Annotated in this window: 9 protein-coding genes, 2 tRNA genes and 6 rRNA genes; 5 read left to right on the forward strand and 12 right to left on the reverse strand. The window is 56.1% G+C overall.

From position 1 onward, the window contains the following. Positions 1-62: 62 nt before the first annotated feature. Positions 63-1,127, reverse strand: coding sequence for a dihydroorotase (pyrC, locus tag ACE04A_RS11445; RefSeq protein ID WP_259252626.1), 1,065 nt, complete (start codon positions 1,125-1,127; stop codon positions 63-65). 12 nt (positions 1,128-1,139) lie between these two features. Next, entirely contained in the window at positions 1,140-2,333 is a 1,194-nt protein-coding gene (locus tag ACE04A_RS11450; RefSeq protein WP_259252627.1) for a M20 aminoacylase family protein, read from the reverse strand. 147 nt (positions 2,334-2,480) lie between these two features. On the opposite strand from ACE04A_RS11450, the gene ACE04A_RS11455 reads away from it, so the two are divergent. Next, positions 2,481-2,759 carry an SWIB/MDM2 domain-containing protein gene (locus tag ACE04A_RS11455; RefSeq protein ID WP_006217453.1) on the forward strand — a complete coding sequence of 93 codons (279 nt, stop codon included), beginning with the start codon at positions 2,481-2,483 and terminating at the stop codon, positions 2,757-2,759. A gap of 457 nt (positions 2,760-3,216) precedes the next feature. Here ACE04A_RS11455 and ACE04A_RS11460 read toward each other — a convergent pair whose 3' ends face one another. The 10 genes from ACE04A_RS11460 to ACE04A_RS11505 all read right to left on the reverse strand — a co-directional run bounded on the left by ACE04A_RS11460 (position 3,217) and on the right by ACE04A_RS11505 (position 11,007). After that, positions 3,217-3,636, reverse strand: a complete 420-nt coding sequence (locus ACE04A_RS11460; RefSeq protein WP_259252629.1) for a DUF4870 family protein — start codon at positions 3,634-3,636, stop codon at positions 3,217-3,219. A gap of 151 nt (positions 3,637-3,787) precedes the next feature. Continuing rightward, positions 3,788-3,900, reverse strand: a 5S ribosomal RNA gene (gene rrf, locus ACE04A_RS11465). Positions 3,901-4,082: 182 nt separating this feature from the next. Continuing rightward, positions 4,083-4,195: ribosomal RNA gene (gene rrf / locus ACE04A_RS11470) — 5S ribosomal RNA — on the reverse strand. A 182-nt stretch (positions 4,196-4,377) separates the two neighbouring features. After that, positions 4,378-4,490, reverse strand: a 5S ribosomal RNA gene (gene rrf, locus ACE04A_RS11475). A 182-nt stretch (positions 4,491-4,672) separates the two neighbouring features. Next, a 5S ribosomal RNA gene (rrf, locus tag ACE04A_RS11480) occupies positions 4,673-4,785 on the reverse strand. A gap of 202 nt (positions 4,786-4,987) precedes the next feature. Further along, positions 4,988-7,872: ribosomal RNA gene (locus ACE04A_RS11485) — 23S ribosomal RNA — on the reverse strand. 294 nt (positions 7,873-8,166) lie between these two features. Continuing rightward, positions 8,167-8,242, reverse strand: a tRNA-Ala gene (locus ACE04A_RS11490). A gap of 22 nt (positions 8,243-8,264) precedes the next feature. Continuing rightward, a tRNA-Ile gene (locus tag ACE04A_RS11495) sits at positions 8,265-8,341 on the reverse strand. Positions 8,342-8,473: 132 nt separating this feature from the next. Continuing rightward, positions 8,474-10,004: ribosomal RNA gene (locus ACE04A_RS11500) — 16S ribosomal RNA — on the reverse strand. Together the 16S, 23S and 5S rRNA genes with 2 tRNA genes alongside form the textbook arrangement of a ribosomal RNA operon. A gap of 775 nt (positions 10,005-10,779) precedes the next feature. Then, positions 10,780-11,007, reverse strand: coding sequence for a hypothetical protein (locus ACE04A_RS11505; protein ID WP_448715536.1), 228 nt, complete (start codon positions 11,005-11,007; stop codon positions 10,780-10,782). A 106-nt stretch (positions 11,008-11,113) separates the two neighbouring features. On the opposite strand from ACE04A_RS11505, the gene rng reads away from it, so the two are divergent. The 4 genes from rng (at position 11,114) to ACE04A_RS11525 (ending at position 15,392) form a co-directional block, all read left to right on the forward strand. Next, entirely contained in the window at positions 11,114-12,595 is a 1,482-nt protein-coding gene (gene rng, locus ACE04A_RS11510) for a ribonuclease G (protein WP_485820132.1), read from the forward strand. Positions 12,596-12,752: 157 nt separating this feature from the next. Next, positions 12,753-14,069: a tyrosine-type recombinase/integrase gene (locus ACE04A_RS11515; RefSeq protein WP_485820133.1), complete on the forward strand. Its 1,317-nt coding sequence runs from the start codon at positions 12,753-12,755 to the stop codon at positions 14,067-14,069. A 9-nt stretch (positions 14,070-14,078) separates the two neighbouring features. Beyond that, positions 14,079-14,315, forward strand: coding sequence for a hypothetical protein (locus ACE04A_RS11520; protein WP_448715538.1), 237 nt, complete (start codon positions 14,079-14,081; stop codon positions 14,313-14,315). Positions 14,316-14,675: 360 nt separating this feature from the next. Continuing rightward, positions 14,676-15,392, forward strand: a complete 717-nt coding sequence (locus tag ACE04A_RS11525) for a DUF6270 domain-containing protein (protein WP_448715539.1) — start codon at positions 14,676-14,678, stop codon at positions 15,390-15,392. Position 15,393: the final 1 nt, after the last annotated feature.

Raw genomic sequence — 15,393 nt, forward strand, 5'->3', positions numbered from 1 at the left:
GCACCCCCCCCCCCCCCCCGTTCACATTAGTGGTCCCGCCGTCAGACCCCGCGTCTAGCGACTCAAGCGTGCGCCCGCCACGCCAATGCTTCACCCGCGGCGAGCGGCACCAGTGTCGTATTGCCGAAAGCCAGCTCTTCAGGCACCTGATAGGCCTCACGCGCAAGCGTCAGCGTACCGGTGTTGCGCGGCAGGCCATAGAAGTCGGGGCCATGAAAGCTTGCAAAGCCTTCCAGCTTGTCCAGTTTGCCCACGGCGTCAAAGGCGGTCGCGTAGAGCTCCATCGCGTGCAGCGCCGTGTAGCAACCCGCGCAACCGCAGGCATGCTCTTTCAGACCACGCGCATGGGGCGCGCTGTCGGTGCCCAGGAAAAAACGCGGACTGCCGCTAGTCGCCGCCTCGACCAAGGCCAGGCGATGCGTCTCGCGCTTCAGGATCGGCAGGCAGTACCAATGTGGACGCACACCGCCCTGGAAAATTGCGTTGCGGTTGTACAGCATGTGCTGCGGCGTGATGGTCGCGGCGGTCGGCCCTTCTGCGTCGCGCACATATTCCGCGCCTTCTTTCGTCGTGATGTGTTCGAACACCACCTTCAAGGCAGGAAACGCGCGACGCAAAGGCTTCATGACGCGCTCTACGAAAATGGCCTCGCGGTCGAACACATCAATCGCCGGATCAGTGACTTCGCCGTGCACCAGCAGCGGCATCCCACACTTTTCCAAGGCTTCCAGCGCCTTGGTGCACTTGCCCAGCAAGTCCGTGACGCCAGCATCCGAGTTAGTCGTGGCGCCTGCCGGGTAGAGCTTTACCGCGTAGACCTGGCCGGACGCATGCGCGGTACGGATCTCTTCGGCGGACGTGTTATCGGTCAGGTAAAGCGTCATCAGCGGCGTGAAGGCATCCGGATTTCCGCCGGCCTTGCGCAACGCTTGAAGGATACGGTCCCTGTAGGCCAGTGCCTGCTCGGTGGTGGTCACCGGCGGCTTCAAATTCGGCATGATGATGGCACGTGCGAACTGCCGTGCGGTATCCGCCACCACTGCCTCCAGCGCCGCGCCATCGCGCAAGTGCAGGTGCCAATCGTCCGGGCGGGTGATCGTGAGCTGAGTCGTGCTTTGAGTAGACATGGAAAGGGCTTCTTATTCTGCCAACGGCATGCCCCGTTCTGCCAGCGCGCAAAACATCGCGCTGCCCAGGGGAATGACCGCATCGTTGAAATCAAAATGGGAGTTGTGCAGGACGCAGCCCGACTCGGCGCCGCCTTGGCCCAGGCGGAAATACGCGCCCGGCTTGCTCTGCAACATGAACGAGAAATCTTCGGAGCCCATCGAGGGCACCAGGTCGCGCACCACGTTTTCCTTGCCGATCATTTCGGTGGCGATATCGGCGACAAGGTTAGCGTGTTGCGGCGTGTTGAGGGTGGCCGGATAGATGCGTTCGTAGATCAGTTCGGCAGTACCGCCAAACGCGCCCGCGATGGCGGTGACCAGCTCGCGCATGCGCGTCTCAACCATCTCCTGAACCGACTTGCGGAATGTGCGCACGGTGCCTACCAGCTTGGCCTCGCGCGGGATCACGCTCATCGCACCGGGGTGTCCAGCCTGCATTGAGCCGATCGACACCACTGCCGAATCCAGCGGGTTCACGTTACGCGACACAATGGTCTGCAATGCGGTGATGATCTGACCCGCGATAGTCACCGGGTCGATCGTCTGATATGGATGCGCGCCGTGGCCGCCGCGTCCGGTGATCTGGATTTCAAAGCGATCGGCCGCTGCCATCATCGGCCCCGGATTGATGCCGATGGTACCCGGCCGCAGCCCGGGCCAATTGTGCAGGGCATAGATCGCATCACATGGAAACGTGTCGAAAAGGCCATCCTCCAGCATGGCGCGCGCTCCGCCGCGCCCTTCTTCCGCAGGCTGAAAAATCAGGACGGCGGTACCGTCGAAATTGCGCGTCTGCGCCAGGTACTTGGCTGCCCCAATCAACACCGCGGTATGACCATCGTGCCCGCATCCGTGCATCAAGCCAGGCTTGGTCGACTTATGACCAAAGTCGTTGTCTTCGGTCATGGGCAAGGCATCCATGTCGGCGCGCAGGCCGATCATGCGCCCGCTGTCGCAGCGTCGGCCGCGGATCACACCCACAACACCGGTCTTGCCGATGCCGCGATGCACTTCGACCCCCAACGCCTCCAGCGCGCCCGCCACGATGCCGGACGTACGGACCTCTTCAAAACCGAGCTCGGGGTGAGCATGTAAATCGCGCCGCAGCGCCGTCAATTCGTCGTGAAAAAGCCGAATTGATTCCAAAGCAGATCGTGCGTACATAGGACGTTACAGAATGGCGTGATAGAGGGGACGATCTGCGCATTTTAGTTGCTACAGAGGATAAATGCCTTTGTCTTTACCAGAGAGACACGTTATGCTCCGGCCGCAGGACAATTTTTCCAACAGCCAGAGAAGGAGCGCCGCATTATGGCCACAACCTCCAAACCCGCGACCGCGCGCAAGCCGAACGCTGCATTCATGAAGCCCCTGACCCCCAGCGCCGAATTGGCCGCTGTCATCGGCTCGGAAGCCGTGCCGCGTACCGAGGTCACCAAGAAGATCTGGGAATACATCAAGAAGCACAACCTGCAAGATGCCAGCAACAAGCGCAACATCAACGCCGATGCCAAGCTGCGTCCGATCTTTGGCAAAGATCAGGTCACGATGTTCGAACTGACCAAGTTGGTCAACGCACATCTGAAGTAAGCAGGCAAAGGGCGTACACCGTACGTCCCTGCCTCTTGGATTGTCGCGACGCCCTGGCTTTTCGCCGGGCTAGCTCACTACCTTCACGCATCCGCCACTCTCGGCGCGCAACATACCAGTCCACACCTTGTGGACGCGGCAAAGCACCGTCTTGCTGTCGCCCGGATCTTTCGGATCTCCCGCTGGCGCCACGCACCTGCACTTCCCCCAAAAAACTATTGGCTCTTGCCACAGCTCGGCAGGCACTTGCACACTCATCTCTGCTGCAAAGGCTTCCTCACGTCGTTGAAGCCACCACCACGCGATACCTAAGGTGCATGCAGAAGACCCCACGCCTCGCAACGGCACATCGCCCCAAGGCTGTTCTGGCGCGCGTGACCTGCCCGCATCCGCGCGCACGTGAAAAAGCCGGCATCTCTGCCGGCTTCCTATGTGTCTAAAGGGCCTTCTTTACTGGTCAAGCGTAGGTGGTCGGTGCGCCACCATCCAACAATGCCAGCCAACCCTTAATCAGACGGTACAGTACCCAAACAATGGTCGCGATCAGGCTGATCCAGCCAATGAAGATATAGATGGCAATTGCGCTGATGGCCAGCCACAACATCGCCCACCAAAACGTGCGCAGCATCCAATCGAAGTGGGCGGCGTAAACGGTCCCGGCAGCGTCCGAACGTTTCACGTACATCAGCACCACAGCGGCCAACGTCGCAATGCCCAGAATTCCGCTCGTCAGAAAGCCCAAGGCGAATAAACCGTAAGCCACATGCGTCAGTGTGCGCAGGTCTAACGTTGTACCGGGCAAAGGGGTCTGGGGATCACTCACGATAACGCTCCAACGAATTGACTCGATCAATCTTACCGCACAAAACACGCCCATCTACGGGCGTTGTTATTTCGGCACAATCAGCATTGGCGCGGGTTGCAGCCTGATTGACGAGGCGTTGTCTATGGGTTTTACCGGCACGTACGAGTCTGTTTCGCCAAAGACAAAGCCCCGCCGGGAACCGGCGGGGCTTTGCGAAATAAGAGCTTAACGATGACCTACTTTCACAGACGTCCGTCCACTATCATCGGCGCGAAGGCGTTTCACTGTCCTGTTCGGGATGGGAAGGAGTGGTACCACCTTGCTATGGTCGTTAAGCGTAACTGCTTGAACGGTTGACTAATCAGTCAACCCCTCGAATCTTTGGGTACTGCCTGGCACTACAAGAACACAAACCACATTCGTGATTGCAGTTACTACCCACAACCACACGCGAGTGTGTTCTCACTTATATAAAACAAAACCCCACAGGATCACCTGTGGGGTTTTGCGCAATAAAAGCCTGACGATGACCTACTTTCACAGACGTCCGTCCACTATCATCGGCGCGAAGGCGTTTCACTGTCCTGTTCGGGATGGGAAGGAGTGGTACCACCTTGCTATGGTCGTTAAGCGTAACTGCTTGAACGGTTGACTAATCAGTCAACCCCTCGAATCTTTGGGTACTGCCTGGCACTACAAGAACACAAACCACATTCGTGATTGCAGTTACTACCCACAACCACACGCGAGTGTGTTCTCACTTATATAAAACAAAACCCCACAGGATCACCTGTGGGGTTTTGCGCAATAAAAGCCTGACGATGACCTACTTTCACAGACGTCCGTCCACTATCATCGGCGCGAAGGCGTTTCACTGTCCTGTTCGGGATGGGAAGGAGTGGTACCACCTTGCTATGGTCGTTAAGCGTAACTGCTTGAACGGTTGACTAATCAGTCAACCCCTCGAATCTTTGGGTACTGCCTGGCACTACAAGAACACAAACCACATTCGTGATTGCAGTTACTACCCACAACCACACGCGAGTGTGTTCTCACTTATATAAAACAAAACCCCACAGGATCACCTGTGGGGTTTTGCGCAATAAAAGCCTGACGATGACCTACTTTCACAGACGTCCGTCCACTATCATCGGCGCGAAGGCGTTTCACTGTCCTGTTCGGGATGGGAAGGAGTGGTACCACCTTGCTATGGTCGTCAGGCGTAACGGGTTGAGCGGCTGCGGGTTAGCGCAACGGCTCCAATCTTGGAAGAAACACAACGTGTGGGTGACCAGAGGCAAGCTCGATGATCACGCACAGGGGGATGTAATTGGTGTTGGCTGGCTGCCGACGGTGCAGCCAGATTTTGTATTGAACGACACTTGGAACGCTATACCACCAGGTCAATAACCATCAGTGTTATAGGATCAAGCCTCACGAGCAATTAGTATCGGTTAGCTTAACGCATTACTGCGCTTCCACACCCGACCTATCAACGTCCTGGTCTCGAACGACTCTTTAGGGGGATCAAGTCCCCGGGATACCTAATCTTCAGACGAGTTTCCCGCTTAGATGCCTTCAGCGGTTATCTCTTCCGTACTTAGCTACCCGGCAATGCCATTGGCATGACAACCGGTACACCAGAGGTACGTCCACTCCGGTCCTCTCGTACTAGGAGCAGGCTCCGTCAAGTATCCAACGCCCACGGCAGATAGGGACCAAACTGTCTCACGACGTTTTAAACCCAGCTCACGTACCTCTTTAAATGGCGAACAGCCATACCCTTGGGACCGGCTACAGCCCCAGGATGAGATGAGCCGACATCGAGGTGCCAAACACCGCCGTCGATATGAACTCTTGGGCGGTATCAGCCTGTTATCCCCAGAGTACCTTTTATCCGTTGAGCGATGGCCCTTCCATTCAGAACCACCGGATCACTATGTCCTGCTTTCGCACCTGTTCGACTTGTCAGTCTCACAGTCAAGCACGCTTATGCCATTGCACTATCAGCACGATTTCCGACCGTACCTAGCGTACCTTCGAACTCCTCCGTTACACTTTGGGAGGAGACCGCCCCAGTCAAACTGCCCACCATGCACTGTCCCCGATCCGGATAACGGACCAAGGTTAGAACCGCAAACAAACCAGGGTGGTATTTCAAGGATGGCTCCACGTGATCTAGCGACCACGCTTCAAAGCCTCCCACCTATCCTACACAGGCCGGTTCACAGATCAATGCAAAGCTACAGTAAAGGTTCATGGGGTCTTTCCGTCTAGCCGCGGGTAGATTGCATCATCACAAACACTTCAACTTCGCTGAGTCTCAGGAGGAGACAGTGTGGCCATCGTTACGCCATTCGTGCAGGTCGGAACTTACCCGACAAGGAATTTCGCTACCTTAGGACCGTTATAGTTACGGCCGCCGTTTACCGGGGCTTCGATCAAGAGCTTGCACCCCATCACTTAACCTTCCGGCACCGGGCAGGCGTCACACCCTATACGTCGACTTTCGTCTTTGCAGAGTGCTGTGTTTTTAATAAACAGTCGCAGCCACCGATTCTCTGCGACCCCATCATGCTAAGCGCGCAGGCGCTTCACACTACCGGGGTATACCTTCTCCCGAAGTTACGGTATCAATTTGCCGAGTTCCTTCTCCTGAGTTCTCTCAAGCGCCTTGGAATATTCATCCCGTCCACCTGTGTCGGTTTGCGGTACGGTCTCGCACAGCTGAAGCTTAGAGGCTTTTCTTGGAACCACTTCCAATCACTTCGCAAGCAATGCTCGCTCGTGCCATACCCTTGATTTACGCGCCCGGATTTGCCTAAGCGCCATCTTCGATACAGCAACAGGGACATCCAACACCCTGATGATCTTCCGCGATCCGTCCCCCCATCGCACTGTACGACGGTACTGGAATATTAACCAGTTTCCCATCAGCTACGCATCTCTGCCTCGCCTTAGGGGCCGACTCACCCTGCGCCGATGAACGTTGCGCAGGAAACCTTGGACTTACGGCGAGGGGGCTTTTCACCCCCTTTATCGCTACTCATGTCAGCATTCGCACTTCTGATACCTCCAGCAGCCTTTACAAGCCACCTTCGCAGGCTTACAGAACGCTCTCCTACCGCGTGCACTAAAAGTGCACACCCGCAGCTTCGGTTTATCGCTTAGCCCCGTTACATCTTCCGCGCAGGACGACTCGATCAGTGAGCTATTACGCTTTCTTTAAAGGATGGCTGCTTCTAAGCCAACCTCCTGACTGTCTATGCCTTCCCACTTCGTTTCCCACTTAGCGATAATTCGGGACCTTAGCTGGCGGTCTGGGTTGTTTCCCTCTTGAGTCCGGACGTTAGCACCCGGTGCTCTGTCTCCCAAGCTGTACTTGCGGGTATTCGGAGTTTGCCATAGTTTGGTAAGTCGCCATGACCCCCTAGCTATAACAGTGCTCTACCCCCCGCAGTAATACTTGAGGCACTACCTAAATAGTTTTCGGAGAGAACCAGCTATTTCCAGATTTGTTTAGCCTTTCACCCCTATCCACAGCTCATCCCCTAATTTTTCAACATTAGTGGGTTCGGTCCTCCAGCACGTGTTACCGTGCCTTCAACCTGGCCATGGATAGATCATCTGGTTTCGGGTCTACACCCAGCGACTGAATCGCCCTATTCGGACTCGCTTTCGCTACGGCTTCCCTATTCGGTTAACCTTGCCACTGAATGTAAGTCGCTGACCCATTATACAAAAGGTACGCAGTCACCCCACAAGGAGGCTCCTACTGTTTGTATGCATACGGTTTCAGGATCTATTTCACTCCCCTTCCGGGGTTCTTTTCGCCTTTCCCTCACGGTACTGGTTCACTATCGGTCGATCACGAGTATTTAGCCTTGGAGGATGGTCCCCCCATCTTCAAACAGGATTTCACGTGTCCCGCCCTACTTGTCTTACGCTTAGTTCCACACACAAGATTTCATCTACAGGGCTATCACCTGCTATGGCCGGACTTTCCATTCCGTTCGACTATCTTGCGTGCTAAAACGTAAAGGCTCTTCCGATTTCGCTCGCCACTACTTTCGGAATCTCGGTTGATTTCTTTTCCTCGAGCTACTGAGATGTTTCAGTTCACCCGGTTCGCTTCCACTAGCCTATGTATTCAGCTAGGGATACTGCATTGCTGCAGTGGGTTTCCCCATTCGGACATCTACGGATCAAAGCTTGTTTGCCAGCTCCCCGTAGCTTTTCGCAGGCTACTACGTCCTTCATCGCCTGTGATCGCCAAGGCATCCACCATATGCACTTAGTCGCTTGATCCTATAACGCTGTAGGCTATAGGACCTGAGTATTAGCGTTTGTGCCGTTCATAAGTTTCAAAGCAGTCTGAGGTTATTCACCTCAGTCTTGAGAACTTGGAACAAAATAATGCAATCACAACCCGTACTTATTTTCTTCGACTTGCGCCGAGTACTTAATAAGTACATTTCGTTGTGCTTCTTCCAGATTGTTAAAGAACGAATATAGCTGTTAGGTAAAACCTAACTCATAACGCTGACAACAGCGCTATGAGTTAGCCTCTACGTCACCACCGAAGTGATATTTGAGAATCAATGGTGGAGGTGAACGGGATCGAACCGATGACATCCTGCTTGCAAAGCAGGCGCTCTCCCAGCTGAGCTACACCCCCATATCCTGCATCGCAGAATACTTGGTGGGTCTGGTTGGATTCGAACCAACGACCCCCGCCTTATCAAGACGGTGCTCTAACCAACTGAGCTACAGACCCAAAACCTTCTCGGATCAGTAGTCAGGAAGCTGAAGACCCAGGGAAGATTCCCTCGACCCAAGCCTACAACTGATCCCAGCTATATCAAACAACCGATAAGAGTGGACGCTTAACACGAGCACTTAAGCTCTGAAAGGAGGTGATCCAGCCGCACCTTCCGATACGGCTACCTTGTTACGACTTCACCCCAGTCATGAATCCTACCGTGGTAATCGCCCCCCTTGCGGTTAGGCTAACTACTTCTGGTAAAACCCACTCCCATGGTGTGACGGGCGGTGTGTACAAGACCCGGGAACGTATTCACCGCGACATGCTGATCCGCGATTACTAGCGATTCCGACTTCACGCAGTCGAGTTGCAGACTGCGATCCGGACTACGATCGGGTTTCTGGGATTGGCTCCCCCTCGCGGGTTGGCGACCCTCTGTCCCGACCATTGTATGACGTGTGAAGCCCTACCCATAAGGGCCATGAGGACTTGACGTCATCCCCACCTTCCTCCGGTTTGTCACCGGCAGTCTCATTAGAGTGCCCTTTCGTAGCAACTAATGACAAGGGTTGCGCTCGTTGCGGGACTTAACCCAACATCTCACGACACGAGCTGACGACAGCCATGCAGCACCTGTGTTCCGGTTCTCTTGCGAGCACTTCCAAATCTCTTCGGAATTCCAGACATGTCAAGGGTAGGTAAGGTTTTTCGCGTTGCATCGAATTAATCCACATCATCCACCGCTTGTGCGGGTCCCCGTCAATTCCTTTGAGTTTTAATCTTGCGACCGTACTCCCCAGGCGGTCAACTTCACGCGTTAGCTGCGCTACCAAGGCCCGAAGGCCCCAACAGCTAGTTGACATCGTTTAGGGCGTGGACTACCAGGGTATCTAATCCTGTTTGCTCCCCACGCTTTCGTGCATGAGCGTCAGTGTTATCCCAGGAGGCTGCCTTCGCCATCGGTGTTCCTCCGCATATCTACGCATTTCACTGCTACACGCGGAATTCCACCTCCCTCTGACACACTCTAGCTCGGTAGTTAAAAATGCAGTTCCAAAGTTAAGCTCTGGGATTTCACATCTTTCTTTCCGAACCGCCTGCGCACGCTTTACGCCCAGTAATTCCGATTAACGCTTGCACCCTACGTATTACCGCGGCTGCTGGCACGTAGTTAGCCGGTGCTTATTCTGCAGGTACCGTCAGTTTCACGGGGTATTAACCCATGACGTTTCTTTCCTGCCAAAAGTGCTTTACAACCCGAAGGCCTTCATCGCACACGCGGGATGGCTGGATCAGGGTTTCCCCCATTGTCCAAAATTCCCCACTGCTGCCTCCCGTAGGAGTCTGGGCCGTGTCTCAGTCCCAGTGTGGCTGGTCGTCCTCTCAAACCAGCTACGGATCGTCGCCTTGGTGAGCCGTTACCCCACCAACTAGCTAATCCGATATCGGCCGCTCTAATAGTGCAAGGTCTTGCGATCCCCTGCTTTCCCCCGTAGGGCGTATGCGGTATTAGCTACGCTTTCGCGTAGTTATCCCCCGCTACTAGGCACGTTCCGATACATTACTCACCCGTTCGCCACTCGCCACCAGACCGAAGTCCGTGCTGCCGTTCGACTTGCATGTGTAAGGCATCCCGCTAGCGTTCAATCTGAGCCAGGATCAAACTCTTCAGTTTAATCTCTGTATTTGTTTCGTATTCTTGGTCCGAATAAATCCGAACCAGGTCATACGTCGCTACTCAAAGGAAGTGAGGTATGTTCTTAAACTTGACGTCTAAGGTACTTCACTTCTAGTGAGCACTTGATTTCATTGTGCTTGTGATAAAGCCAGGATTTAACTCCCAACTTGATCACAGTGCATCGCATCAAGCGCCCACACTTATCGGTTGTTTAATTGTTAAAGAGCGGTACTGCTAAATTCTGTACTACCAACTTCTTGCCACTTACTGAACTTGCTCGCTTCGCTGCGGCTTTCGCCTTGCGTCGCTCGCTGTTTTCAGCAGCAGAGAGGCGAGATTATGAAGAAGTTTTTATCGCTTGTCAAGTCAGCTTCGTTCGCTTTCGCGCCACCGCTTTCTTGCTTGCGACCTCTTCAGATCACCCCCTCTTAGCAGCTATCGAAACATCAGGACACCCATTCGGGTTAACCCTAAGTTTTCGGCAACTGCCAAGCCTGAAACTATAACACAACTTTTGCAGATTATGCAACCGGCTCTTGCCTAATTTGCATCCTATCTTGCAACCCCGCCGCTCGCTTACGCTTTGCGTTGGCTCTGGAATCCAGAGGTTGGTTACTGAACCAGGTGGCTTGCGATATTGATCCGGGTAAACCCCGATTCGTCATCACCAGCCAAGCCAAAGACTATAGCACGATTTTTGCAGATTGCGCAACTGGCTTTTGCCTGATTTGCTGCAATCCTTGCAATAACCGCTTGGCTGCCGGCATAACTACTACTGGCTGCTTAGCGGCAGGCCGGGGTAGGTTTCCTTGCGGATCGCTTGCCGGGTGACCTGTTGCGCTTGCTTGGCTTCGCGGTTCAAAAACTGCCTGAACTGCGAAGGAGCGAGACTATAGCACAAGTTTTTGGGCTGTCCCGCCAGCTCTGCAAGAAAGTTGTGTGAATCCTCAAAGACGGCCCGCCCTGCGGGAAGACCAAGCGCCGTAATCGCCAGGCGCATCACGCCACCCCCTCTATATATAGATAGTCTTCCGCCGGACTTGCCTAGCGTTGGGGTACGTTTACTATTCGCCTGTACGCCGCACCTACTTGGAGACGAGCACGCTATGCCCCCAGCCATCGCCCAGAGCGAAGATATCCTGATCAATGTGACCCCGTTTGAAACCCGCGTTGCGCTGGTGGAACAGGGGTCAGTACAGGAGCTGCATGTGGAACGCAGCATCCAGCGGGGCCATGTTGGCAACATCTACCTGGGTCGCGTGGTTCGTGTGCTCCCGGGCATGCAAAGCGCGTTCATTGATATTGGGCTTGAACGCGCCGCGTTCATCCATATTGCGGACCTGCGTGAAAACCGGGGCGAACGCAGCCAGGGATTGACTCCCACGCCTATCGAGAAGCTGCTGTTCGAGGGACAGACCCTCATGGTTCAGGTGGTCAAGGATCCGCTGGGTACCAAGGGCGCGCGCCTGTCGACGCAGATCAGCATGGCTGGGCGCATGCTGGTTTACCTGCCCCACGACCCGCATATTGGTATTTCGCAGAAGATCGATACCGAGTCCGAGCGCATCCAACTGCGGGAACGGCTTCAGGCGCTGATGCCGCCTGAGGAAAAAGGCGGTTTCATTGTGCGAACCCAGGCGGAAGGGGCCAACAATGAAGAGCTGACCGCCGACCTGGAATACTTGCGCAAGCTGTGGACGAGTGTGCAGGCAGCCGCGCGCACCCAGCCCGCCCCCCCCCTTCTGCATCAGGATCTGACGCTGGCGCAACGGGTCTTGCGCGATATGGTCGGGCCCCACACCGGTACGATCCTGGTGGACTCGCGCACGACGAGCTCGGCGATGCTGGAATGGGCGCGCATCTACACGCCATCCGTGGTGGACCGCATCCAACATTACAGCGGCGAGCGCCCGTTGTTTGATACCGCCAATGTGGACGACGAGATCGCGCGTGCGCTGTCCCGTCGGGTGGACTTGAAATCGGGCGGCTACCTGATCATCGACCAAACCGAAGCGTTGACCACGGTGGACGTGAACACCGGCGGTTTTGTGGGCGGCCGCAATTTCGACGACACCATATTCAAGACGAATCTGGAAGCGGCCCAGGCCATTGCCCGGCAACTGCGTTTACGCAACCTGGGGGGCATCGTCATCCTGGACTTTATTGATATGGAAGAACAGGAGCACCGCGACACCGTGCTGGCTGAACTGAAAAAGGCGCTGTCGCGTGACCGCACGCGCATGACGGTCAATGGCTTCACGCAACTGGGTTTGGTGGAAATGACGCGCAAGCGCACGCGGGATTCGCTTGCGCATCAGTTGTGCGAGCCCTGCCCCATGTGCGAATCGCGGGGCAATGTGCGCACGCCGCGCACCGTGTGCTACGAGATCCTGCGCGAAATACTGCGCGAGGCGCGGCAATTCAATCCGAAGGAATTCCGCATCCTGGCCTCGCAAGATGTCGTGGATTTGTTCCTGGAAGAAGAAAGCCAGCACCTGGCCATGCTGGGTGATTTTGTTGGCAAGCGCGTGTCGCTGGAAGTCGAGAGCACGTATTCGCAGGAAAAATACGACATAATCCTCGTATGATGTTCTGGGCTTCTCACCACTTATCAGATATCCCCTGAAAGCCGCATAAATCCTTGCGGCTTTCTTTCTGGGCTTCTCACGAGCTATCCTCCCATCTCGCAAAATGTGGGTAGCTAGGTGGGTAGCCAGATGCCCCAGCTACCCAAATGAGGGAGTCATGGCGACAAAGCGCGTACTGCAAGGCCAATTGGCCGACGTCCATATCAAGAACTGGATCCGCGCCGGCGTGCCGGTGGCCAAGTCGGACGGCGGGGGGCTGACCTTCACCCTTTCGAAGTCCGGCACCGCCACCTGGGTGCTGCGCTACCGCATGCCGGGGCGCCGTGCCGAGGCGACCATCGGCAACTACCCGGACATCAGCCTGGCCGAAGCCCGCAAGGAAGCCGGACGGCTGCGCGCCATGATCGATGCCGGCAAGGACCCGGCGGCCGACAAGCGCGAGGCCAAGCAGAAGGCCCGCACCGCCAAGACCATAGATTGGCTGGTGGACGACTACCGCGCCAAGGTGCTGCGCCACCTGGCGCCCAACAGTCAGACGCTGTACGAGCGCCAACTGCGCCGGATCGTCAAGGCTTGGCGTGGGCGCGCGGTCGAAGGTCTCGCGCCGGGCGATGTCATCGATGTCATCCGCGCGACAAAGGGCGGTTTCACTACGGACACGGGCGGCTGGCGCGAGACAGAAGCCCTATACATCATCACCCGTGAGGTATTCAAGCACGCCGCCGGCCAACACATCATCCAGGTCAACCCCGCCATGGGCATCAGCCTGGAATCCCTGATCGGCAAGCGCCCAAAGCCCAAGGTCAGGCTCATGCTGACCGACGAAGAGCTATCCCTTGTCATGCGCGCCGCCGGCATGAACCGTCAGAACCAGCTTAGCGTATGGATTGTCATGGCCACCTGCGTGCGGGTGTCCGAATTCACCACCGCGCTGCGCGAGCATGTGCGCACGGACGAGCACACAATCAAGCGTCTGGGCGCCGGCGTCTGGCATATCCCGGCATCCAAGACTGGGCCCGCCATGGACATCCCTTTGGCGCCGAGCGTCATGGAGTGGTTCCGCGAGCTGGACGTGCTGGCGCTGGACTCAAGGTTTATCGTGCCGGCGCGCTCGGTGGCCCGGCTCCGGAAGAACGGCGGCGATGCCCCAGTTGGCAAGGATGCGGGCTGGGGTGCCATCGGCTACTGGCTTGAGAATGCCAAGCCCGACGTCCGCCGGTTCACCCCCCACGACCTGCGCTCTACAGCGAAGTCGCACATGCGCGCGCTGGGCGTCGACCGGGATATCTCGGAAATGTGCCTGAACCACAAGCTCAAGGGCGTAGAGGGGATCTACGACCAATACAGCTACTGGAAGGAACGGCGAGAAGCCCTGGCGCTGTGGGCCGACCACCTGATGAAGTGTCGCGGCGAGGACGTCGTGCAAACTTCCCCCGCCCGCAACGCCCTGGCGGCACTGCGCGCCGCATCCTAAGAAGACACCATGACTGACAACGGAATCCTAGCCCAGGTCCCCGGCCCATTCATCGCCCAGGCATCCCAGACGCTGCCGCCAGCGGCCACCGCCGAGGATCGGGATTACAAGGTGGAGATAGAGGCCGGCCACCTGGGCGCCGTGCGCATCACCTTCCGCAAGCAGAAGCTGAAACGCGCCAAGCACAGTCATTGGTTCTGGGCGGCCAAGCGCGCGGAGCATATCGGGTTGGGAAATGGTGCCTGACAGTGCGTGCTGTCCGTAACGCTGCTACCATACCGCCGAATTCATCCTTCTATCAGTCAGCAAGCGGTCAGATCTGCGCACCGCTCTCTTCGAGTTACGACATGACAGCCTTTATGCGTTGCGTTTCTTGTGGGCATCAGCAATGGGGCTCCGACGATCCTGCACGCTCGCCCTCGTCGTGCGAGCATTGCGGCGGTTCGTCTTTCGACGCCACCGCTCCAGCCTCGATGTTCGATTTTGATTCGGACGCTGAGCAGCAACAGTCCTTGCAGAAGCCGCATGTCGGAACCGCCTGAAATGTTCGAGGAAACCATAAGCATGATGCGCCCGGCACAAGCAGCACGGGGCTAAGGCCAGAAAATGCGAGTGTGCATCATTGGGAGTTGCGTGTCCCGGGATATTTTCAACCACGTCCGCAAAGAAGAAGCGGAGGTCGTGCTGTATATCGCCCGCAATTCGCTGGCATCCATCTACGCATCGTCTCCTTTCTTGGATGTCTACAGCCAGAATCTAAAGTCGCCTTTTCAGGCGAAGCTGGTCGGCATGGATATCGCCAAGACGGCTGCCGCCGAAATCGATGCGTGCGATGCTGATGTCTATCTCATCGATTCCATTGATGATCGATTCGATCTAATTCAGACTCCTGACGGAATCTGTACAAATTCAAATGAACTGCAGACGGCTGTCGGCAGCGCTCAGGTCGATGGGCGAGTGATCAGAGCCGGCTCGCAAGAGTTCATGGAGCATTGGGTCGACGGCTGGAACAGGCTCCTTGATGGCTTTGAAGGTCGGGGTTTGCTACACAAGGTGGTTATCAATCGAGTCCTGTGTCAGCCGGAGACCGTCAATGGCGTGCACTTCAGTGGCAGCTGGGTCGATCGCCTGAATACCAACCTTTCCAGAATCTATGACGTTCAGGAACGTCGTTTACCCCACAACCAATTTATCGATTACGGTGCGTCGTTGTCCTGTCCGGACGACCACCAATGGGGTATTGCTCCTTATCACTTCAATAAGGAGTCGCAGCTTCTCGCCTGGGACTGGATCAGCCGCTTTGGTCAACGGCTGCAAACTTAGA

It is taken from the genome of Achromobacter colocynthidis, assembly GCF_057334535.1.

Coding starts and splice junctions, on each gene's coding strand:
- pyrC (WP_259252626.1), bottom strand. CDS start 1,127: ATGTCTACTCAAAGCACGACTCAGCTCACGATCACCCGCCCGGACGAT.
- ACE04A_RS11450 (WP_259252627.1), bottom strand. CDS start 2,333: ATGTACGCACGATCTGCTTTGGAATCAATTCGGCTTTTTCACGACGAA.
- ACE04A_RS11455 (WP_006217453.1), top strand. CDS start 2,481: ATGGCCACAACCTCCAAACCCGCGACCGCGCGCAAGCCGAACGCTGCA.
- ACE04A_RS11460 (WP_259252629.1), bottom strand. CDS start 3,636: ATGGGCGTGTTTTGTGCGGTAAGATTGATCGAGTCAATTCGTTGGAGC.
- ACE04A_RS11505 (WP_448715536.1), bottom strand. CDS start 11,007: ATGCGCCTGGCGATTACGGCGCTTGGTCTTCCCGCAGGGCGGGCCGTC.
- rng (WP_485820132.1), top strand. CDS start 11,114: ATGCCCCCAGCCATCGCCCAGAGCGAAGATATCCTGATCAATGTGACC.
- ACE04A_RS11515 (WP_485820133.1), top strand. CDS start 12,753: ATGGCGACAAAGCGCGTACTGCAAGGCCAATTGGCCGACGTCCATATC.
- ACE04A_RS11520 (WP_448715538.1), top strand. CDS start 14,079: ATGACTGACAACGGAATCCTAGCCCAGGTCCCCGGCCCATTCATCGCC.
- ACE04A_RS11525 (WP_448715539.1), top strand. CDS start 14,676: ATGCGAGTGTGCATCATTGGGAGTTGCGTGTCCCGGGATATTTTCAAC.